General features: G+C 25.6%; 21 protein-coding genes. 2 read left to right on the forward strand and 19 right to left on the reverse strand.

Translation table 4 applies throughout. From position 1 onward, the window contains the following. Positions 1-121: 121 nt before the first annotated feature. The 14 genes from JS510_RS00640 to JS510_RS00705 form a co-directional block, all read right to left on the reverse strand. Positions 122-802: an Mbov_0398 family ICE element protein gene (locus JS510_RS00640; RefSeq protein ID WP_205517456.1), complete on the reverse strand. Its 681-nt coding sequence runs from the start codon at positions 800-802 to the stop codon at positions 122-124. Then, on the reverse strand, positions 802-3,588 hold the full coding sequence (locus JS510_RS00645; protein ID WP_205517457.1) for an Mbov_0397 family ICE element conjugal transfer ATPase: 2,787 nt from the start codon (positions 3,586-3,588) through the stop codon (positions 802-804). Before JS510_RS00645 ends, JS510_RS00640 begins: the two co-directional genes overlap by 1 nt. Positions 3,589-3,597: 9 nt before the next feature. Then, complete coding sequence (locus JS510_RS00650) at positions 3,598-4,725, reverse strand: Mbov_0396 family ICE element transmembrane protein (RefSeq protein ID WP_205517458.1); 1,128 nt, start codon at positions 4,723-4,725, stop codon at positions 3,598-3,600. Between the two features lie 43 nt (positions 4,726-4,768). Then, on the reverse strand, positions 4,769-5,056 hold the full coding sequence (locus JS510_RS00655; RefSeq protein WP_205517186.1) for an Mbov_0395 family pilin-like conjugal transfer protein: 288 nt from the start codon (positions 5,054-5,056) through the stop codon (positions 4,769-4,771). 84 nt (positions 5,057-5,140) lie between these two features. Beyond that, positions 5,141-6,784: a CDS14 family ICE transfer lipoprotein gene (locus JS510_RS00660; protein ID WP_205517459.1), complete on the reverse strand. Its 1,644-nt coding sequence runs from the start codon at positions 6,782-6,784 to the stop codon at positions 5,141-5,143. Positions 6,785-6,819: 35 nt separating this feature from the next. After that, positions 6,820-7,059 carry a hypothetical protein gene (locus JS510_RS00665; RefSeq protein ID WP_205517460.1) on the reverse strand — a complete coding sequence of 80 codons (240 nt, stop codon included), beginning with the start codon at positions 7,057-7,059 and terminating at the stop codon, positions 6,820-6,822. Between the two features lie 15 nt (positions 7,060-7,074). Beyond that, entirely contained in the window at positions 7,075-7,806 is a 732-nt protein-coding gene (locus tag JS510_RS00670; RefSeq protein ID WP_205517461.1) for a hypothetical protein, read from the reverse strand. A gap of 127 nt (positions 7,807-7,933) precedes the next feature. After that, entirely contained in the window at positions 7,934-8,644 is a 711-nt protein-coding gene (locus JS510_RS00675; protein WP_205517462.1) for a hypothetical protein, read from the reverse strand. Positions 8,645-8,655: 11 nt separating this feature from the next. After that, entirely contained in the window at positions 8,656-9,558 is a 903-nt protein-coding gene (locus tag JS510_RS00680) for a class I SAM-dependent methyltransferase (RefSeq protein ID WP_232840945.1), read from the reverse strand. A gap of 8 nt (positions 9,559-9,566) precedes the next feature. Continuing rightward, positions 9,567-10,040: a single-stranded DNA-binding protein gene (locus JS510_RS00685; protein WP_205517463.1), complete on the reverse strand. Its 474-nt coding sequence runs from the start codon at positions 10,038-10,040 to the stop codon at positions 9,567-9,569. 199 nt (positions 10,041-10,239) lie between these two features. After that, positions 10,240-12,417, reverse strand: coding sequence for a type IV secretory system conjugative DNA transfer family protein (locus JS510_RS00690; protein ID WP_205517464.1), 2,178 nt, complete (start codon positions 12,415-12,417; stop codon positions 10,240-10,242). Then, on the reverse strand, positions 12,410-12,916 hold the full coding sequence (locus JS510_RS00695) for a hypothetical protein (RefSeq protein ID WP_205517465.1): 507 nt from the start codon (positions 12,914-12,916) through the stop codon (positions 12,410-12,412). Before JS510_RS00695 ends, JS510_RS00690 begins: the two co-directional genes overlap by 8 nt. Beyond that, the gene (locus tag JS510_RS00700) at positions 12,885-13,982 is read right to left on the reverse strand and encodes a relaxase MobL (RefSeq protein ID WP_205517466.1); all 1,098 of its coding nucleotides are present in this window, start codon (positions 13,980-13,982) and stop codon (positions 12,885-12,887) included. Before JS510_RS00700 ends, JS510_RS00695 begins: the two co-directional genes overlap by 32 nt. A gap of 322 nt (positions 13,983-14,304) precedes the next feature. Next, positions 14,305-15,165 carry an MAGa4850 family ICE element protein gene (locus tag JS510_RS00705; protein ID WP_205517467.1) on the reverse strand — a complete coding sequence of 287 codons (861 nt, stop codon included), beginning with the start codon at positions 15,163-15,165 and terminating at the stop codon, positions 14,305-14,307. A gap of 379 nt (positions 15,166-15,544) precedes the next feature. Here JS510_RS00705 and JS510_RS00710 point away from each other — a divergent pair, with 379 nt between their 5' ends. Beyond that, entirely contained in the window at positions 15,545-17,929 is a 2,385-nt protein-coding gene (locus tag JS510_RS00710; RefSeq protein WP_205517468.1) for a phosphoketolase family protein, read from the forward strand. A 163-nt stretch (positions 17,930-18,092) separates the two neighbouring features. Here JS510_RS00710 and rplT read toward each other — a convergent pair whose 3' ends face one another. From rplT to infC, 3 genes are read right to left on the reverse strand one after another with little or no spacing between them, the layout of a single operon-like run. After that, positions 18,093-18,443 carry a 50S ribosomal protein L20 gene (gene rplT / locus JS510_RS00715; protein ID WP_205517469.1) on the reverse strand — a complete coding sequence of 117 codons (351 nt, stop codon included), beginning with the start codon at positions 18,441-18,443 and terminating at the stop codon, positions 18,093-18,095. A 16-nt stretch (positions 18,444-18,459) separates the two neighbouring features. After that, positions 18,460-18,648 (reverse strand): 50S ribosomal protein L35, encoded by a 189-nt coding sequence (rpmI, locus tag JS510_RS00720; protein WP_205517470.1) that lies wholly within the window; start codon positions 18,646-18,648, stop codon positions 18,460-18,462. Next, a complete protein-coding gene (gene infC / locus JS510_RS00725) occupies positions 18,629-19,237 on the reverse strand; it encodes a translation initiation factor IF-3 (RefSeq protein ID WP_205517471.1) in 609 nt (202 codons plus the stop codon). The genes rpmI and infC overlap by 20 nt, the downstream gene beginning before the upstream one ends. Positions 19,238-19,524: 287 nt before the next feature. Between infC and JS510_RS00730 the strand changes: the two genes are divergently transcribed. After that, positions 19,525-20,604, forward strand: a complete 1,080-nt coding sequence (locus JS510_RS00730) for a hypothetical protein (RefSeq protein ID WP_205517472.1) — start codon at positions 19,525-19,527, stop codon at positions 20,602-20,604. Positions 20,605-20,625: 21 nt separating this feature from the next. Here JS510_RS00730 and JS510_RS00735 read toward each other — a convergent pair whose 3' ends face one another. After that, the gene (locus JS510_RS00735; protein WP_205517473.1) at positions 20,626-21,519 is read right to left on the reverse strand and encodes a nucleotidyltransferase; all 894 of its coding nucleotides are present in this window, start codon (positions 21,517-21,519) and stop codon (positions 20,626-20,628) included. Positions 21,520-21,531: 12 nt separating this feature from the next. Continuing rightward, positions 21,532-23,769 (reverse strand): OppA family ABC transporter substrate-binding lipoprotein, encoded by a 2,238-nt coding sequence (locus JS510_RS00740; protein WP_205517474.1) that lies wholly within the window; start codon positions 23,767-23,769, stop codon positions 21,532-21,534. Between the last annotated feature and the right edge of the window lie 7 nt (positions 23,770-23,776).

Raw genomic sequence — 23,776 nt, forward strand, 5'->3', positions numbered from 1 at the left:
ATTTCTTCATCAGAAATCGAATCACTTTCATTTAATTTAAAGTCATAATTTATTTTTTCAACTTCTTCTTTCAATGCTTCTTCTTGCATAACATCATCAAAATTATTTTCCCCAATTTGTCTTATAAAGTTTTTAAACTTCTTTCATCTTGCTTCATTTTATTCATTATTCTTTTCTGATAGCTTTTATCACTATTAGCAACCTTTTCTCTTAACATTTTTATATATTCTGACTCTGACAAGTCTTTTGCATCAGGAGAATTAATTTTATCTTTGTCTTTTATAAGTGAATTAATCAGCAAATTAAGTTTTAGATCTATAAATGTTAATTCATTATTTTGAGATCTCATTTCATCTTTAATAGAATTCAAAAAAGGAGTTAAAGAAGCTCACATTGCTTTTCTTAAAACATAAAATAAGTCTTGCTTGAATTCTTTTAATAATCCCTTTTTTTCCTCTTCTACCATATGAGTTCTTATAATATTTTGAATTTCAGCATAAGAACTCAAGCCTTTAGATTTAATTCTGCTTTCTCATCTTTGGAAAAGCATTAAATCTTCATCACTTGTAAAACGTGTTGAAACAATTCTGTATTTATTCATTTTTTCTGCTTTTGTTTTTAATTTTGCTTCGTTATCTAAATCATTATCAGTTTTTTTGTCTTTATTTGCTTTTTTTGGGCTCTTTTTTGCCTTCTTTTGATCATTGACATATAAATTATCATCCAAGATATTTTCTTCGCTTAGAATTGATATATTTTCATCTAACACAATGCTATCCTCAATATCTTTTTCCTCTATCATTACTCTCCCTTATCAAAAAACATCTCTTTTTCCATTTTGTTATAGTGTAAATTTATCTTGTACCTCTCATTATTAGTAATAGTAGCTAAAACTTTTCCTTTTTGCCTACTTGCTATAAATCTAATTTCACTATCTAATAATTGATTACTATTTTTATAAAAAGTTTTTATTGCATTAATATCATTATCTTTTAGTCCAAAGAAAAATGAATACAAACAGTTTTCAATTATTCTTGAAGCGCTGTCAGCAACAGATGTAGATTGCTTATAATCAGATGGATTTTGCGTAGTGTGTATTGTTCCACAATCAAGCTTTCTAACTAATTTTGTTGTATCAGCTATATAATCAAGTGTTGTTATATTTTTTTGATTAATGTATAAATGTTCTTCATCTATACAAAAAGCACAGTATCTTATAATTTCTTGCATTTCTTTAATACTTAACAATCGCTTGTTATGTATTTTTTTATATTCTTTAACTTTAATTTTGTTATTTAAAGCATTTTTAAAAATATATTCATTTATCAAACTCAATAAAATCATAATACCTAGCTGTGATAATATGCTGCCATTTGTGTCAGTCAAATTATCATTTTTAAAAACTACTACATCATTATCAATCAAAATATTAGTATGTCCATTATATAAAGCTTTTAAAGAGCCCTTGTCTTCAAATTTAAAGCTTAACTGTTCAGCATAATCTAATATTTCCCTTTTTCTTTCTTCTTTATTATGATGATCACTAGGTATTTTAAAATCTTGCATACTTGTAATCAAATCACTTATTGTTGGTCATTTATTTGCCTCCAATTGATCAAAAGAATCTAATTCATAAATTCCTCATTTTTCATACAAGTTAATAATTTGATTTTCTAAAATAGATCATTTTCTATTATTCACGTCATCAAAAACAATTTTAAAAAATTTACTTAACCAAGATAAATGATTATTTACTAATGCATTAATATCTATTGTTTCTAAATTGTCATCATCTCTAGCTATAAAGGCTCTAACTTGTAGTGGATTAATTACACTACCAGTTCCAGCACCTAAATCAATTATTTGACCATTTAATTCCTTTGCTCAATTCAAATATTCAGCTTGTGGATCAATAACAATTGCAATATTATTGGCAGCCACAGCACTTGTTAATATTTTCTTTGTAAATGTAGATTTCCCCATTCCAGGAGTTCCTAATATCATTACATTATGATTAGTTCTATTATTATCTAGCTTAAACATATTTCAAACTAATGCTTCTGCGCTATCCCTAACTTCTTTACCAACAATTAAATTGTTTCCATCATTTAAAATTTTCTTATTAAATGGATAACCACATGCAGTATTAATTGAAGTTATTTGAAAATACTCTCTATCTAATTTTGTAGAAGGATAATTAAATGCATCAAGAAAACCCTCAAATTGTCTAAAAACTAAATCATTTATTCCAAAATTACTTCTTAGCCAATTATTTCTAATCTTTAATCTTTCAGCTTTTAATTCAGACTTACTATTGCCCTTTATAACTATAAAAATATTCATATCATAAAGCTTAAAATTATCAGTTTGAATTTGATCAATCATATTTACAATAGCATCTTCTTCAATGCTTGAAGTATATTTATTAACAAAGCTTTTTTCTAGATTTCCTCTATCAGCATTTTTTCTAGTAGCACTATCTACTATTTTATTAACTATGCCAGGGTCATTATATGGAAATGCATTTCATATAATAGTTCCATTAGAATTAAACATTTTTTCCAATCATTCTTTATTTAATTTTGTGGCTGTAGCACCAACACACTTTATGCTATATTGATCATCATTAATAGTAATTGAAGATCCATTAAATGAAACTTCATCATATTTAAAAATTCTATCTAAACTATATTCAGATTCATAAATGCCACTACTATTCAAATAAGCTTTGATCTCTTCTTCATCTTGATTAAATTTATTCAATTTATTTAAAAAATTAAGTAATTCAAATTCTTCTAATTTTTTATATGTAAAAATTCCAAAATCATCTAGTTTTTGATTAAAAGTAGAAAATGCTTCCTCAAGCTCCTCAAGTGATGGAGCATTAATAATTAAATAAAAAACATTTTTAATATCTTTTCTTTCAATAGATTCAAAATCTTTTATATTTTCATCATAATATTTATTTCAAAATTCTAAATTTTTACCTTTTTTATTTTTTATTTCCCTAATTTTGTCCAAATAATTCTTATTTTGAGAATAAGAAATTTCTTCATCTAATTTAACAAAACTAAATTTATATTTAAAACTATCCAATAATCTTGCAAAATTTTCAACCAACACCATTTGTGTATCTTCATTTTCTGCTCAAATGTTTTGACCATTAATTTGTAAGACTGAAAAATAATTATTTGATCTTTTACTTCTAATAAATCCCTGCATTGATTTATTTTTCACTACATCTTTTGAAATCAATGTCGAATATGGATTCAAATCACTGCTATTTCTTTCTTTAGTATTTTCAACAACTCTTTTATATTTTCTTGGCATAGACTTGAACTTGAACATTCTAATTATTAATTGATAAACTTTACAATTATTTCTACCAGCAGGAAAAATAAAAACTAATAAAAGAGGTAGAACAAATATCATTATTAATCATTTTCATTTTTGTTCAAGTGGTCAAAAAGCAACAAATGAAATTAAGTATGAAGTAGCAAAAACAACAAAAAACTCTATTATATCTCGCCAGCTTAATTTACGTGTAGCAAGCGCTTTTTTATATTTTAATCTCTTCGGTTGTAGCATTCTTAATTCCTACGCTTTCGCTCTCATGAATAAGCCTTTTCATCCATTTTGTTTAATGCTTGCTCTCTTTTCTCCAATAGCTTCTGCTCTTTTTGCGGCACCACCAATGCCTTTTGCAGTATTGCCACTATTAACACTTGTTCCAAATAATGCTGTAACGATTTCAGCAATTTCTTTAAATTTCATTGCAGTAGCTCCAAAAATAATTATCATCACAAGCGCTTCTGCTATTCAAATTTGAGTTGATAAACTCTTCATAACAAATTGATTTACTAATGAGAAAAATATACCCATTATTTGTAATCCAATTAAAAATATTCCGAGCGACATCATATTGCTTACATACTTGTCTTTTCAGACTCGCACTTTTTTACCATCATCCAGTAATGATAATGGCAAAATAAATGGAAATATTACATATAGAAAGAAAGTTGGAAAGACTTTACCAATTGCATCAAAGCCTGCAAAGGTTAATGGGAAAGCAATTAAAATTGCACCTATACAAACTAATATCCCTTGTAATATAGCATTACTTTTTCCAACAATTTTTGCAATGCTTGCAAAACTAGTAAAACTTGTTGCATTACCATTTAAAATTGGAATAATTGAACCACCATCCACTAGCAAATTCTGTTTACCTTTTGCTTCTGGTGGATAAGACATATCAAAAATACTATTAGATAAATTTACCCCAAAATTTTGATTATTACCAGACACTAACTTAGTTAAATTATCAACTACAGTACTAAGTAACACTAACGACAATTGAAAAACTAATAAAATCAATGCGCTCTTAACACTAAATACCAATGCTTTACGAATAATTTTTACACTTTCAACACTCTCACTAAAACTAAATTTAATAAATAAAATGCCAAACATAATTATTCAAATAATAGAACTAACTATCATAAATCTATAAAAAGGCTCTGGTCCTTTCACTTCCATTATGCTCTGTCCAGGACTAAGCCCAAAAAGAACAAAATTTAATAATCTAAATGCACAAAAATCAACTATATAGAAAACTACACACAAAATAGTAAATAAAAGTCAAGCAAGCAAAACTAATAATATTCAAAAAACATATGCCGGTCCATATCTAAAAATATCAAAAAGATAAGTAAAGAAACTTGTCATTTATCCTCCTCACTAAAATAAATATCTTTTTTTATTAACACATCTATATGCTTGAAATTGAATTTGCTTGTATTCTAATCACAGCTTCAAAAATACCTCAACCAATACAAATTAAAATTAAGACAATACCTGCTCATAAAATTTTTTGAGTATTTGCTTTTCTTCTCATTGGATCATCTTCACTTGCATTTCTAGTACCTGCTCAAATTGATAAAATTATTACTGCTAAAACAGCAACAATTGCAAAAACTCCAAAAATCGACCTTCCAATAGTTTGGACATGATTACCTATTTCTGTAATACCTTCAACTTTAAAATCACTATTATTCATTATTTTTTCACTCCTTATCATTCAAAAAATAAACAAAAAAACTAATAAGAAAAGCATCTTATTAGTTAGATAAGTATTATGAAATTACATTTCACCAGTTTTAATATTAGATCCAAGTCTATTTGATCATACAGCTAATCAATTTAAAAACTTTTCTTTAGCTTTTTCTTTATAATCTTCGCTTTTAATAGTTTCACTGTTCATATCACTATAATCAGTTAAACTCTCAAAATTAGAATCTTTATCTTTTAAAACTGTATTTAAAAAGAAGTTTATGTATTTATGTATTAAATTGTTATATCTAGAAGACAATCCATGTAAGTAATTAAATAAATCACTTGGCAACTCTCAATCATTAGCAGCATAAGCAGGAATAACCATTTCATACAACAGTCTATAAGCTCAAGCATATGAATATTCATAATCATAAAGAACATTATTTATAGTAGGTGCAAACATATTTACATACGTTTTATTTCTTACACCATATTTTTCAATCTCTGCACCCAATGTGCCGCTTATTCCTAGCACTTGAACTAAACTTTTTGCTAAATCATTCAGTCTATCCTTAAAATTCTCTCTAAAATCTTCATTAATTTCAGATCAATTCTTAAAGTTGCCGCTAATATATCCAACACCATCTAATAATTTTAAATAAGATAAATAAGCTCTGTTATATAAGGTATTTTGACTTGCTGCTCAAGTTTCATAAAAAGGGAACATTGTAAAGAAATTTCATAATAGATACTCTTTTTGACCAAAAAATGAAGCATCAATTACATCTTTCTCTTTTTCTAAATAATCATAAAAATTACCATTGCCATAAGCTTTAGCTATACCTCTTGTAAAAGCTAAATAATAAAGTTCATCTGCTTTACCAGAAACACTTTCTCTTTTTACCATTTGATTAAACAATGAATTAGGATCTTCCAACATTAATTCATATTTAGAAGCAGTAGCTTTTGTATTAACAAATGGAACATTTTCGAATACTTTTCCTTCATATCAATTTTTTAAAAATGCATTAAAGTATCCTCTTGGAGTAACATCATAATATGGAATATAAATTTCTCTTACATTTTTTATTGCTTCAAGATCAAACTTAATATTTCCTTTTTCATCAACTCATCTTTTAATAAGTGTTTTTGTGTTTACATCACTACTAGGCTCTAAATAATGACTCATTTCTTTAATAAATTGCTTCTCAATTTCAGGTGATTCAAGCTTAAAATCATCTCTAAAATAATTTCTATTCAAATTATTTATTTGATACAAACTATGAACATCTACATTAAGTAAATCTTTAATATCCTTTAACTCTTCACTATCTTGCTCATTCTTCACATGTGCATCAAGCGACATAAAAATTTTTGGTAAAAAATCATTGCTTGTTCACATATCTTTAGAATACATTCATGGTTCATATTTCTTTTCATCATGTGCAACTTTTGCAAAATAGTAATAATTATTATCTTTCAAAAAATTTTTCTTATTTAAATGGGTATCTACTAAAACATAATCTTTATCAAATAATTCTTCAGCTGTTATTTCTTTTTCAACTTTACCAGAAGAATTGCTGCCTTCGCCAGTTTTGCCTACATTCCCAACATCACTTCGTTTTCCAAATTGTAAATTCGAAGGTGAAAATCAACAACTAGTTAATGATAATGGTAACATTACACTTGCACTAGCTCCAGCCAACATTATTTTTTTAAACTTCTTTTTCATAATTTCCTTTACATTATAAATTATAATGTAAAAACCTATCTATTATTTCTTAACCAACGCTTTCTTCTATATCATCAATATCCTGGGTAACCAAAGAAATAACAAAACCCTAAAAAAGCTGTAAAAAATCCTGCTTTATTTAAAAAATTCAAACTAACAAGACCTGCTGCATGCATTTTTGCAATAGCTAAATAACACAATGAGGTTAAAGGCGCTATAATCAACATACATCCTATATAAATGCCAAAAGATTTTCATGTTAGTCAAAAGGGCATGTTATCTCCTATTAATTACTTCATTTTATTAATATTTTTATTAATTTTATATTCTTTATTTTCTTTACTAATTTTTTCTTTTTCTGCTTTTATATTTTTTTCATCAAAAGCATTTTTAGTATTCTTATCACTTTCTATTTTACTATTTTTATTCTCTAAACTATTGATATCCTTCACTAGCTCATTCATTTTTTCATCTTTAATATCAATATCTTTAGCCACTTCTTTTGAAATATTATTTTTTTCTAAAAACGAATCAATTTTTTTGTTTTTAATCTTTTTAAGAGAATACATAGTAAGCAACCCATAAGGGAATCCTAGAAAATAACTAACAGGCAAGCTTACTGCAAAAATTAATAATTTCTTTGTTCTTTCGCTTGAAAATATTTTCTTAAAGATTGATGTTCTTTTTTCTTGTTTCTTACTATTTTCTTCCCTCTTCTTTACTTCTTCGCTATTTTCTTGCTTCGTTTTTAATGTTTCTTCATTGTCTTCCTTTGCTTCTTCTTTATTTTCTTGCTTTTCTTTTAAAGCTTCCTCTTCATCCTCATCTTCTTTTTTCTTGTTTTTAATTTTTGCTTCATTAAAGTATTCTTTATCAAAATCTAAAACAAGACCATTTTGTGGATTATAAGTTAAATAAGAAACATTTCCTTCATGATGAATTGGAATTGAAAAACTTTTATTTTTCTGAAACTCACTAATTGCTTCTTTAATTATTTTTTCATCATTTTTTTCTATATTCATTTCATTTCCTTTTTATAATCACTAGACTATTTAAAGATTCAGTTTTATTATTTTTAATATATCTTTTTTAATTACTCAATTATTCGATTATATTCTTCTAAATCATTCAAGTATATATTCAAATTTTTTATAATTTTCTTTTTTCAACATTCAAATTATTTTCATTTTGATTTTTGGCTTTTTCAATCTCATTAATATCAAAAGCATTTTTTGTAACTGTTTTATTTGTAAATTCTTGATTTTTTGCTGTGATGTGTTCTTCTTTATTGTCAATTAGATTTTTTTGTTGTTGCTCTTGTTCTGTGTAGCTTAGATTATTATCTTTCATAAAACTGTTTAAATCTGCAATGAATTCATCTTTATCTTTGTAATCAACTTGTAAATAAGGTTCTAATTGTTCAAACATTTTTTCTCTGATTATTTCTTGATGAGCTCATTCTGGTTTAAAGCCTTCCATACTCCCAAATTTGTCTTTTCACAAATCAAGTGTATCTTCTAGTCCGTAACCATAAACTATTCGTAAATTTATTTCTGCTTTTCAAAAAACTTTTTGACTAATATTTTCAGATGCTATTTCAACAACATCAGACAATCCGTTAATTTCTTGAGCATTGATATTCTCTACAATTTCATCATAACTTTCAGCAATCAAATCTAAGCTTAAGCCTTCAATTGATATTTCTGCGTATGGTTTTGCATAATTTCTAAAAATGCTATTTAAAACACTAAATTCAGTTTCAGGATAATAATTTTGTCCTGCATCTTTTAAGATTGCTTCTTTTTCGTGTTGAAGAAATTCAATCATATTATCAATTAATTTAAGAGCTTTATTTTCCATAGGTTTACTCCTTACTCTTTTGATAAATTAAAACTAATAAAAATTGTTTTTATAAGATCTGCTGGTATATACGATATCATTGCTGCTTCTTTTGATTGAAAATTACCAATACTTTTATATCTATAATTTTTTAATGAAGGAAGTAATCTATCACCAATTAACATTTTTGATATTAATACATTATTTTTATATATTTCCTTATACCCATCTTTTTTAATAGTTTTTAAGTTGTTTTTATTTTTCAAATTTAAATAAACATTTGACAAAAATATTGTTGGTTTTGCTTGTAAATATCCGTATTCCCCATAGTAAGTTTTGTTAAATATAAAATCAGCTTTATAAAAGTCTTTTCTGTTATATTGAATGAACTTTCACATTAATGAGCCTTTTGGATTTTCTATATATCAATATTTAGGTTTAAATTCCTTAATAATATCAATTGTGTTATTAATACAGTTTTCACCAAGTCGTTTAATAAATAATTGTTTGTTTGCATCAAAGTTTCTAGTAAAGCCATTTTTTAAATTATTAAAATCATCAATTGATCTTTCCTTTAAAGCTGTTTTTGAGTTATCTTGATACTCTCAAAAACAAGTTCCACCGCCTTTTAGGCTTAAAATTGAACTAAAAGATTGACAAAGTGGTGAAGCAGCAATTATGTCAGGTTTTGGAAACTTGCTAAAATATTCTTTTAAAGTTGTGATATCAAGCGATAAATCAATAATATGTTGGTTTTCGTGATATTTTTCAGGATATAGATCAAATGTATATATTTCATAATTTGGATTGTCTTTTAATGCCTTATAAACACTATTCTGACCTCCGCCAAATAGATCTCAAACTATTATTTTGATTTGTTTATATTTAATGCTTTTTTCAATTTCTATTTCTAATTCATTATTATTGTTTTTCATAAAATTTATTAATCATCAAGATCATCAAGCTCACTAAAATCAAATGACAGTATAGAGTTATTTTCATTTTTATCAATATCATTTTTTAAATCATTTTGATTATTAAAATTAAATGACATTGTTTCTCTATCTTCTAATTTTCCATCTTTTGATTTTTCTTCTATTTCTTTTGAAGATCCTAGTACTAAATTTGAAGCTATGACATTCATTTTAGAAATAATTTCATCATTTTTGTTTTTATATTTGTTCACACTAAGTTTTCCAATAACCTCAACTTTATTTCCTTTTTTAAGATGATTTTTTACTAGTGAAACTTGTTCATCAAATATAGTAATTTCTATAAATTCAGCTTGTTTTTGACCATATTCATTTACAGCAATTAAAAATTTCAATAATTTACCAATACTATTGTCTTTCTTCTTATATTCAATTTCAAAATATTTTTCACTTGCAAGTCTTCCAGATAATATAACTTTATTCATTATTACCTTCTTTTGTATCTGCTTTTTTATTTAAAGGTTTTCTCAATCACTTTACAATTTCCACTCTTTCAATTTGTATATATTCATACTTATCTTTTTTTAAAAATCATTTGCTTTTTTAACAGCATCTTCATATTTAATAGCTGAGGATAAAGATTTTGTAATTGAATTTTTTCTAGCCCTTAATCTATAAAATCTTCTAATTTTTTTCATATTTCCTTTTACTCTTAAATTCATCAATACATTTACTTATAATAGGAATAATGTCATTTATTGATTTATCTATTTTATCTATGTCAGCACCTTTTAATGCTTCCCTTAATTCCTTTCAAGCAGCACATAAATCTTTTCAAGATATAATTTTGCTTTTGTTTTTAGATAGAGAGATTATTGCTTTTTTAATAAAATCAATATTTTCATTACGCCATTTAATTAATTTTTCATCTTTTGATTTTTCTTCTAGCTTGTCTACTTTTTTAATTGCTTTTTCTAATTCTTTTTCTTCATCCCTTTTCTTTCCACTTGGTAATTCTTTATAGTCTCAAACTTCATTATCATCACCAGTAGATATCTCATTACACTCATATTTAAATCCATCATTTGAAAAATATTTATAGGCTAAAAGTGTTTTTAATATCATAGGCTTGTAACCAACTTTTTGGATAATTACATAATTTTTTTCTTTTGCTTTTATTTCACTTACTGACATTAAAGGTTTTTCTTCCTTGCTTTCACTTTCAGAAAAAGATCCACCTTTATCTCTAAAATTAGTACTCTTTGAAGAACTACGCTTTACAACTTCTTTTTTTCCTAATGACTCAGATAATTCCTTTAAAGTTTGTTCATCATTGCTATTCAAAAAATAAGTAAATTGTAAGTTAGACCTTATAACTTTATCTGCGGCATTATTGGTGCTGCTGTTATATTTTTTTAATTGATTGTAATCTTGGAGTACTAATTGAAAAAATACATTTCTGCTTCTTGATATTGTAATTTTGTTATCTAAATTAATAATTGGAGGCAAGTTTCCTGCTTCATCTAACATAAAGAAAAACTTTCTATTTAACTTTAGGTTTTCTGTTTCATTTGCTTCATTAATTAATGCTTGATATGTTTGATCAATCAACATGCTAACTAAAAAATGATTAGATGGCTTATGGTCTGGGTAATGAACAAATATAGCAACTGGAGAATTTTCTTTTGCGATTTTTGATAAATCAAAAGAATATGAAGATTTAATAACTTTTTTAATAAATTCATCCTGTGTAAATATATTTAAAGCACTTATAGCATTTGAAAATATACCGCTAAGTGTCTCTGGCACAATTGAAATAATTGATTCAATATCTTTATATAATTCTTTTCAATAGTAATAATCATTAGATGCATTTATACGTGAAATTGCTATTCAATTTTCATTATTATTTCATGCTTTTTGATTACACATACTGGCAACAGTAATTAAGTTAAAATGTTTTTGTTCAATCAAATCAGGACGTTCCATAGATGCAAATAATAAAAACTTAACAATTGTTCTAATTAGCAATTTTGCATTTTTAGTTCACATATCATCCGTTTTTTCACCTCATGGCAATTGTTCAATAACATTATTTATTTCACTAATAGCATTATTAACACTATCATTATTAAATTTATAACTAGCATCAGATTTATGTGCCAAATAATATGCATATGCTAATGGATTTCAACCAACACTATTTTTAACATCGCTAAAATCAACAGCATAAATTTTATAATCCATATCCTTCAATTTTTGACCAACCATTTTTATAATTTCCTTTTTTGGATCAGAAATCAAAAATGAAGCTCTATTTGAAAATCTAAGATGGGAATTGTAAATAATATTTGGAACTAGTATTCTTTGTGTTTTACCACTGCCAACACCACCTAACACAACACTATTAATATCAGAATCGGGTTCATTAATTCACCATTTATTTAATTTTTTATTAAATTTCAATAATCAATTTGGATTGTTTTCATTTTTAGAACTTTTAGAACTAACTAAAAATTTATTGTTAAATTCTGACAAAGAAACGCCAGAAAAATCAATTTCATTTCTATATCAATTATTACTTTTATCTTTTTTATAAAAAAGTAATATTTTTCTCTTAAAGAAAGAAAACAAAATAAGAACGGTTGTAGAAGCTAAAAATAATAATTCAAGGATAATGAAGAACATTTTAAATCTAGACACGCTTATAAATGTTTCTTTTACATATGAACTAATACCATTAATTTTTAATTCACTATATCTAAATATATTAAATAAACTAGCTATTAAACAAAAACCAACAATATTTATGAGAATCAAACAAAGAATTTTAAGAATAACAGAAACAACTTTTTTATTCACTTCTATTTTCCTTTTCACATAAAATATTTAATTCATTTTTAATGCAAAGCACTTTACTACTTATGTCAATCTCTAAATCAAAAATCATTAAACATTTATTAATAATTTCAAGGTAACCATAAACATTTAAATTTTTATCTTTCACATATTTCTTATCAATTTTGTATTTAAATCTCGTTTTATAAATCATCAATAAAACAGCATGTGCCAAAATATTAAAAACCAATAAAAGTATCAATATCAGTGAAAATAATGAAAAAGAATAATTATTAATGTATCTTGCAGAAACAAAAATGATAGATTCAAACAATATTAAAATTAAGCAGCTTATAAGAAATGAAAAAATAATTCGCATTTTTGTTTTTTCTCTATTTACTAATATTTTTTTATTTTTTAAACCTAAAAGTCCATTTTTTATTTCCCTTGCATCTTTACTTTTAATCAATCTATCAATAATTTTTTGAATATTACATTTTTGAATATTTAATGAAGTTTTCATATTCTCCCAACGTCCTTAATGCAAAAATCTTTTCAGCTCTTTTAATTAATTTTTTATATTCTCAATCATCAGTGTAAAAGGTAGATAAAAAAGCAGCAAAAGATCTATGACTTTTAAAACTTTCTTTATTACTTAAAGCAGCCTTTATAATCCTGTTTCCTTTTTGATACTCATATTCCATTTTTTCTTTTTTAAGAAGAATATCGATTCTATTTTTTAAATATTTACTCTCAGTAGTATTTTTAAACTTTATTAACTCATTAACTGTTTTGTTATATTCATCTATTCTCTTTTTATATTCAGGATCAAATTCATAAAGAAATGAATCTATTTCACTAACAGCGTCTTTTACATCTCAACTAGCTAATTTATAAGATTTATTATTTTTATTTTTCATTTCTTTTTCAATCAATTTACAACAAGATAAAAAAGTTTTCAGTTTTTGTTTTTTAATACTGTTAAATGACTCATCAATATTTTTAGTTACTATTTTTTTAGCATTTCACGTTTCACTAATTAATTTTTGTAAAATCAAGGACTCTTTATTTTCTTTTAATTTATTAGCAATCTTAAAACCAAAATTTTGTATATCATTAAGCTTAATTTTTTTACCTTTTCTCAAATTTTCTTTTTCATAAAAAAAATAATGAATATGAGGATTTGAAGTATTTCCATGAATAGTAAAATATGCATTTAAATTATTTATTTCAAATCCAGACTTTTTTAAAAAATGTTCAAACTCATCTTTAATTAATTTGATTCAATCATTCTTAGTCAAAATATTTCCTTCAAGACCAAGCTGTCCTAAATTCAGAAAGCCTTCATAAACAGTATTTTCATTTTTAAATAATTCAGACTTAATTTTTTTAATGTTTAAGTCTTTTACTTTTTCATCAAACAAAGAATATATACCAGAAGAAGGATTTTTTTGATTTTTCTTTAAATGATTAAAATATCATTCCTGTTTCTCTGCCATTGTCATAGAAATCATTATTTCCTTTATGCTTGAATTATCGACTTCACTAAAAGAAACACACTTATCATTTCTTGTTATATAATCAACCATTTTTCCACTTTTAATCCAGTCATAAAAATCATGAACATTTCCTGATTTAGTTTTATAGCCTCCATTTTTATCAACAAAATGTATATCAAATATTACTCTATCTATAAAACCCTCCTATACTTTCATTCATTACATTCATGAATTTTATGAACCAAATTTTGGACTATTTTTTTACTTGTTAAATTTTGCATACATAAAATATTTATAAAAATCAAAAAATTTATAAGCAAAACATTTATGGAATGAAAAAACCATAAACAGTATTTTTATTTTTGTGTAAGTGGCATGCATTCATTACATTCCCACTTCAAAAACAAAACAACTAAGCAATCATTTTTTTAAAATCAATATATCTAAGTGTTTTGAATTCAAGATTTTTAAAAATTCTTTTTATTGAAAACAAACTTTTAAAACTTACATTGACAAATTCAGCAAATCTTTTTAAAAATCTATAAATTAGCGATCGAGAGCCCATAAATAATGAATTATGAATTAAATGGACTTTTTTATTACGCGTATAAACTTTTCTTTCATTCCATTTTCAAACAAACTTTAAAAATTTATTTCTTTTGAACAATGGAACTGCTTCTTTGTATCATTTGCTTTTACAATAGCTATTTTCATCATCAAACTCAGCACTAAATTTTTTATAACTTTTACGCTTATTTTTTAATTTATTAATTGAATATAGTGTTGAGATATTTCATACATAAGTTAGACCATAAAGCAAGAAAAAATATCATTGTTTTTTGCTTTTAATTTCGATATATTTTTCATCATGTTTTTTTCACTTTGTATTACTTAATTTCACATAGCCATTTTGGCAATGTATAAGACCTATTTTAGTTAGTAATTTTAAACCAAAATAAATACTGCTTTTCTTAAAACCAAAAGACTTTAATAAGTTAATTTCATACGGTGCTTTTCTTGCTCCACAAGCTTTTAAAATTACAAGCAGCTCAAAAGCAACCTTATTGCCTTTTAACAATTTAAAAATTTTTTCACTAAAACTAATTTTTGATGACAATAAAATATTTAACCCTTTGCGATTTAAAACATCATATTTCTTATTTTGATAATTTTTTCAAAAAAGTAAATCTCTGCGATATAACAGCCTTTCATATTCATTAGCTTCATTGTTATATCATTCAGTTTCTATAAGTAATTTTTTAAATGCCCCCATATCTTCCTCTTTCTAAAATTTTAAAAAAAGAGGAACCACTGTTTTTTTGTAGTATAATAATATTGGTTCGGAACTTACTTTGTTTGGTTCCTCTTTTTTTTACTTTTTTAATTTTTTTAATTCAAGAATATTTGTCATCAATAATAAAAATGATTTGAAACAAAAAAGGAGCTGATACCCACTTCTTTCTTTCGCTACCGTGGCAATAATCTTTTAATACTATAAAATAAGCTAATAAGTAATTTTATAGAAATGAAATCACAATGTATTAGCCGATATTCAAACATATATGAAAAAAAGTTAATTTTCATTTATAATTAAATTAATTTAAATTATTTTATTAATTTTAAATTTACTTTTTGATAATTAAGGAGAAAAAATGAAAAAAACTTTTGACACCAAAGAATATTTAAAAAAAGTTGATGCTTGATGAAGAGCAGCTAACTATTTATCTGTAGGTCAAATGTACTTGAGAAATAACCCACTTTTAAATAGACCATTAGTTTCAGATGATGTTAAAGTTTATCCAATTGGGCACTGAGGAACATGTCCAGGTCAAAACTTTATTTATGCACACTTAAATAGAGTTATTAATAAATATGATGCAAATATGTTTTTCATTAGTGGTCCTGGCCATGGTGGTCAAGTTATTGCTTCAAATACATATCTTGATGGAACATACACTGAATTATTTCCACATGTAACACGTGATGAAAAAGGTATGGCTCATTTATTTAAATACTTCTCATTCCCAGGTGGTACTGCAAGTCATGCTGCTCCTGAATGTCCAGGTTCTATCCATGAAGGTGGTGAATTAGGTTATTCTCTTTCACATGCTGCTGGTGCTATTTTAGATAATCCAGATGTTATTGCTGCTACAGTTATTGGTGATGGCGAATCAGAAACTGGCCCTCTATCAGCAGGTTGATTTATTAATTCTTTCATTAATCCTGCAAATGATGGTGCTGTTTTACCGATTCTTCACGTAAACGGTGGTAAAATTTCAAATCCAACAATTTGATCACGTAGAACAAATGAAGAAATTACACAATACTTTACAGGTGCTGGCTGAAAACCATTTATCGTTGAAGGTTGAGATCATGAATACATGCATGAAGAAATGGCTAAGGCAATGGATGCTTCTATAGAAATGATTAGAAAAAATCAAGAAGAAGCTAGAAAAGTTGGCGCAGAAAATGCTACAAGACCAGTATGACCTATGATTGTATTAAAATCACCAAAAGGTTGAACAGGTCCAGCTAATTCATCAAATGGTGAGGCTATTGAAGGTAGTTTTAGAGCACACCAAGTTCCTATTAATGTTTCTGCTGGAAATATGAATGATATTGATCAACTAATTGCATGATTAAAATCATACAAACCAGAAGAATTATTTACAAAAGACGGCCAACTAGTTCCTGAAATTGCTGAAATTGCGCCTAAAGGCAATAGAAGAATGGGTATGAATCCAATTGCAAATGGCGGAATTAATCCTAAATTAATGAATACAGGAAACTGAAGAGAATTTGGTATTGATTTTAATGAACCAGGTACAGTTATAAATCAAGATATGGTTACTTTAGGTAAATATTTAGGTGGATTGAGTAATCTTAATCCAACAAACTTTAGAGTTTGAGGACCAGATGAACATAAATCAAATAGACTTTATGAAATGTTTAAAGTAACAAACCGTCAATGATTAGACAGAATTGATCCTAAATTTGATGAATCATTATCACCAGTGGGTAGAATTATAGATTCACAATTATCTGAACATCAAGCAGAAGGAATGCTTGAAGGATATGTTTTAACAGGTCGTCATGGTGTGTTCGCTTCATATGAATCATTCTTAAGAGTAGTAGATTCAATGCTTACACAACACATGAAATGAGTTAAAAAAGCTCTTGATATTCCTTGAAGAAATGATTATCCATCACTTAATGTTATTGCAACATCAAATGCATTCCAACAAGATCATAATGGTTATACACACCAAGATCCAGGTCTTATTGGACACCTTGCAGACAAGAGACCAGAATTAATTAGAGAATATTTACCAGCTGATACAAATACATTACTAGCAACAATGGATAAAGCATTCAAAGAAAGAAATGTTATTAATTTAATAATTTCTTCAAAACAACCAAGAGAACAATTCTTTACTATGGATGAAGCTCAAGAACTTGTTGATAAAGGTCTTAAAGTAATAGAATGAGCATCAACATGTAAGCCTAATGAAGAACCTGATTTAGTTATTGCTGCTTCAGGTACAGAATCTACAATTGAATCACTTGCTACAGTTATGTACTTACGTGAAGCATTTCCAACTCTTAAAATTAGATATGTGAATGTTCTTGATTTACTTAAATTAAGACATCCAAGCATAGATCCAAGAGGTTTAACAGATGCTGAATTTGATGCAATATTTACAAAAGATAAACCTGTATTGTTTGCGTTCCATGGATATGAAAGTATTTTAAGAGATATTTTCTTCTCACGTACAAACAGAAATTTAATCGCTCATGGTTATAGAGAAAATGGAGATATTACAACATCATTTGACATTCGTTTGTTAAGTGATATGGACAGATTCCATTTAACTATTGATGGTGTTAAAGCTATTGAAAAAACAGTTGGCTCAGAAGCAGCTGAAAAATTAGTTAGAGAAATGGAAGAAAAAATTGCCTACCATAAACAATATATTAAAGAATATGGAACAGACATTCCTGAAATCAAAAGTTGAAAATGAACTCTTAAAAAATAATATTAAATGTTGCTTTGGCAACATTTTTTATTAATTTAAAATAATAAAAATGTAAAGATACAAAAAACTAATTTAAAAACTCAGACAGCCTGAGTTTTTATTCATATTTGCCTTTTTCATAGCGTTAAAATAAAAAGCACACATATATGTGCTTAATATTAAATTATTTTGCATCTCTTGCTATAGCAACAAGTTCAGAAAATACTTTAGGTTCATTAATAGCTAATTCTGAAAGCATTTTTCTGTTGATTGTGATATTTGCTTTTTTAAGACCTTCAATAAATCTTGAGTAAGAAACACCTTCTTCTCTTGTAGCTGCATTAATACGAGCTATTCAAAGTTTTCTATAATCACGTTTAACTTGTTTACGGTCTCTAAAACCATATGTTCAAGATTTAACAACAGCTTGTTTAGCAACTTTATATCCTACTGATTTATGTCCTCAGTAACCTTTAGCTAGTTTTAGTCATTTCTTTCTTCTAGCTCTTGTAACAGTTCCACCTTTTACTCTCATTTTTTATACCTTCTTATTAAATTAAAGCCTTGAATCTTTTTAAATCAGATACATGCATTTGAACTGATTTACGGGCTTGGCGTTTTTGTTTTGTAGTTTTGTTTTGAGCTAAATGTGAACGATAAGCTTGTTCACGCATAATTTTTCCAGTTGCTGTTACTTTAATTCTTTTCTTAAGAGCACTTTTAGTTTTCATCTTTGGCATCTGTGCCTCCTTCTGTGTCTTGGTTCGAAATATCATCTTGACTATCAGATTTTTTATCCACTAAGTTATGTTCTTTTTTATATTTATTAACTTTTACTTTGTTAGGTTGAAGAGACATATCAAGAAAACGCTCACCAACAATTTCTGGTTCCTTAGTTTTGTCAGCTACATTTTCTACTAGAGCATAAAATCTATTCATTACAGAGTGACCTAGTTCAGGTCTTGTAACTTCTCTACCTCTAAATTTCAAGCTAACTTTTACTCTATCTCCATCTAGTAAAAATTCTAATGCCTTACGTGCTTTAGTTTTAAGATCGTGTTCACCAATCATAACAGTAAGTCTGATTTGGCGGTTTTGAATTACTGTTTGTTTTTCTTTAGCTATTTTTTGTTTCTTTTTACGTTCGTATTTAAATTTACCATAATCAAGAACTCTTGCAATAGGTTTGGGATCAACAGCTATCAAAACAAGATCCATTTTTTCTTCCTTAGCTATTGTAATAGCTTCATAAGTATTTTTAACACCAATTTTTTCACCATTAGCACCAATCAAAAACACTTTTTGAAAAGGAATGTTTTCATTAATCATATGTTCTTGTTCAGGCTTTTTTATTTTTCTTATGTTTTGAATAATAACTCCTTAGATAGTTTGATAAAACAATAAAATAAAGTGATTTAAATCACTCCTATCTACAAAAAAGTATCAAAGATATTTTAATTGTAGCTAGAACCCAAGGCTATGGCCATCAGGTGAGAATTTAATCTACTTCTGCAATTAAATATTGCTTTCTAATTTTAACATAAAAACATTTTTTTATGCATAAAGAATTTTAGTACTATTATTTTAATATTCAATTTGTCATTCGGAGGTTAAAAATGAAGATCAAATTTTTAAAAAAGTTATTAGTTGTTCCATCATTATCCTTAGCAGTTGTGTTGTCTGCATGTAATAATAAAAAAGACAACGATGGTTCAGATCCACAAAAAGAAAATAAAGAAGTTAATAAGTCAGATATTTTAAATTCTAAAGATAAACAAACTATTACTCCAGATGAAAAAGGATCACAAAATGAAATAAATAATATGGACAACAAACCATCAACTTCAGAAAATAAAGGTGATGAATTAGAGAAAGCAAGAAAGGAATACGAAAGTTTATCAAGGGAATTTCAAGAAGAGGCTCAAAAATTAGAACCTAAATTATCTGAAAATGAAGAACTTAAGGCAGAATTTTTAAAATATAAAACTGAGGCTGAAGGACATATTGATAGCATTTCTTCTCAAAATAATGATCCAATAGAGAAATATCAACTAGTTAATGAAGGTATTAGAAAAGGTTTAGAGAATTTAAGAAGAATTGGTTCTAAATTAGGAAAAAAAATAGAATTTGCAAAAAACTACGAAAATGAAAAAAATAGTTTTCTTGGAAAAATAAATGAGTTATTTAAAGACAACAAATATCCAAAAGCTAAAGAAGTTTTTATTAAATTATTTACAGATATAGAAACTGCTGTTAAAGATGATAGCCTTAATGGATATAAATTAATGATCGTTTTTGCTAAATATATGTCTGAGCATGACAATTACATTAAAAGTTTTATCACAGAAGCGGATAAAATAAATAGTGATGAAAATGCAACTGATCAAAAAGAGAAAAAAATAAATGATCAAATAGAAAGAACATCTCTTTACGTTTTAAAAAGTATTATCACTGAAAAATTAGCTCAATTTATAGGTAAAATAGTTACTGATAATAGTAATAATAGTGAAAATGATGTGGTTAAAAGTATTAAAGCGCATCATGAAACATTATTAAATAAAATTAAAGAATTATCTGAAAATACAACTAAAAAAATTAGTGAAAAAACACAAGAATACTTATCAATTCTTAATCAGTATTCTAAAATTTACTTAAATTATATAACTGAAAATAATGATGAAATTAAACTTGCATAGGCAAGTTTTTTAATTAAAAATTTATAGTTTATATAAAATTCAAGCCAAAATTCTTTTTATACGAGATTTAGTATATCTCTTAGATGTACAAGATTCTATAAAAAGATCATATGTTGGCATATGTATGTTTTTTGCTAATAAGTTTTCAATTCCTTCAGAAACAACAGGTATTTTTTTAATTTTGTCTTTGTATTTAATTATTTTTTTCTGAAGCTTATGATAAAAATCTCCCATTTGTTTTGGGATTTTTTTAAATGTTAAAGGAGAATAATTTAAAATACTTTTACCGCTATAAATTAGCTTTCTTAGTAAGGTTGCTGATGCGTAATTTTCATTAGTTTCTAATGAGTGAAAATCAACATTCCTCTTAATAGAATAAGGCTTTATAGGTAAATTATGTCTTACTATAGCTTTAATATATTCAAATCCTAAAATATCATTAGGCATTTCAAAATTTGTGCCCGATAATTCCTTAATTGCTAAGGCAGATGCTTTTGGATAACTTATCTTGTCTCTTTTTTGGAATTCCCTTACTTTTGCAAAATAACTTTTTTCATTATTCACTAAAATTTTGGCAATATTTATCATGTTTTCCACATTATTAGATTCTGAACCAAACACTAATTTATCAATTTTGCCTTTTTTATAAAGTTTTAAAATAGCATTATTAGCAAAAATGTGCGCAGCTTGAGTTGATTCCTCAAAAGATAATTTAATTACTTTTGAAACCCCATATTTTTTAGCAATTTTTTTTCTTAATCTAAAAGAAGAAACAGCCAGCTCTCCACGTTGAGTGACTTTATTGGTCATGATAACAATAATTTTTTCATTAGGAAATTTTTCCTTTATTCAATTTAATTGTTTTATATGACCGTTATGAAAAGGATTGTATTCAGCAATAATTCCAACAGGCATATTTCTCCTTTTTTAAGAAAACACTTGTATATCTTGATAGTAAGTAAAACCCAAGTCATTTAAAGGTTTATTATAAAAATGTTGAACAATAATTTTTTCATATTCATTAGCAAATAAGTATGCAGTTTCATTTTGTCTAATAAAAAGTAAATTATCAACAGCTTTTAGTATCTGAAATTGTTCATTTTTATTTAATTTGTTAATTGTTTTAATTATTTTTTTTCTTATATCAAAGTACTCTATTTTATTTTTTTCTAATAAAATTTTAAAAATATTGTCACTATTGATTAAATTTATAATTTGATCTATATATTTTTCTCCAATTAAACTAGAAATGATTTTATCAAGCTTATCAATATGATTATAATAGTTTGGTTTTAAATCTGAATTTTTATAATTTTTGATAAAAAAAGCTATATTCTTCAAAATTGAATGATTTTCCAGCGATAATAGAGCCATAATATTTTCAGCAAAAGAGTTATTAGTTAATGTATAAGTGTTGTGGCTATATATATAAGAATTATCATTTTTGTTTGCATATTCAAAACTTGGATTCAATCTATTATCCACTTGTTTAATAATATTTATCAATCTATCATAAAATTCATTTACTTTTATAGATTTTTGTGAATAAACAGGAATAACTCATTCTATCTTTTTTCCTATAAGATTTTTATTTTTTTCATAAAAATCATCAAGGATTTCTTTAATTAATTTTTTATATTTTTCATAGTTTAAGCCTTTTATTTGTTTAGATATATCTATAATTTTGTCATCACTATATGCAGAACTTTGTAAACCTTGTTTTTTGCCATAGTCAATAAAATTTGTTCTATCTGTTTCAAATCTATTTGCATCTTTATTAAAATAATCAATATTTATTTCATTAATGTCATCTATTGATTCATAAAGCATTATTTTTTTATTATATGGAGTGTCAAAAAACATGCTTTGAGGCATGAATGAATTTCAATATTTTTGATAACCTAAGATTTTAATTCCAGTATATTGGTTTCATAAATTATGTAATAAGTTAAAAAATGAAAAAGATTCTTTTTTATAGATGTTTTGGACATTTTCTTGGGATAAATTTTTATCATATTCACCAAAAACAAGCATAGAAAATGCATCATTAAATTTTTTATTTTTAGCTTTATGAATATTAAGATTTATAAAATATTCATTAGTGTTGGTATTTTGAGGTTTATTAATTGTAAAATTTAAACCATAAATTTTAGGAAAATTATTAATTTCATTTTTTTGAGAAATATTAAACAAATTGAAGTCGGCTTCAGAAATTAAATTTTGTCTAAATGCATTAAATATTTGTAGTCTATAAGTTGCTAAATCTATAGGAACAGGATTAAATTTTAATATTACTTTGTTTATATTTATAGTGTCTTCTGCAAATTTCGATATTGCATAGTGATTATTTTTAATATATTCTGCACTATCAATTAAATTTTTATTTAAAACATAAGGGCTTGCAAATAAAAGTTCTTTTTCATTTGGTTCTTTTGAATAAAGAGGATTGAAAATCAAATTTGTTGTTATAACATTTGTTACAAAATCAGTGAATTTATTATTTTCACTATCTTGTAGGGTAAATTTCAATGGATTATTTAAATCAATTTCAAAAAGGCCATGTTCTTTTAATAATTTATTGAGAATAATTATATTATCTTTATATAGATAAGAGTTTTTATAATGTTCTTGATTTACTAAAAGGTCTGTTTTATTGGCTTTTTTGTCTACAAAATAAATATTCTCTTTAAGCTTAAATTCAATGTTCTTTGCTTCTGATAAATCTTTTAAAAATTGAGGATTATTAATATTATTTTGTTGATTAGTATAAGCTCTATTTATGCCGTTTGGACTTGGTGAGTTAAAAGGTGTGACATAATCTTTATTATAAATCACCTTTTCACCATTTAATTTATTGATTATTATTTCTTTTGCTAAATTAAATTCCAGACTTTTACTTGTTGTATCAAAAAACTTTTTGTTTAATTTATCAAAACGAGCTCTGCCCTCTGTTTTAAAGCGAATTAATGGAGCGCTTAAAAGCGAATCATTATCATTGGATATAAAACCATTGTTATTGACAATTCCACTTTTTATATAATTTGGAGAGTTTATTGATTTGATATATTCTCTTTTGTCTCTAGCTTCTAAAATATTGCAGCTACTTAAAGATAAAGTAGGAATAAATAAATTTAATGGACTCAAAAATAATAATTTTTTATTCATTTATAAA

The sequence above is a fragment of the Mycoplasma tauri genome (assembly GCF_016925555.1).
GTDB classification, from domain to species: domain Bacteria; phylum Bacillota_I; class Bacilli_A; order Mycoplasmatales; family Metamycoplasmataceae; genus Mycoplasmopsis; species Mycoplasmopsis tauri.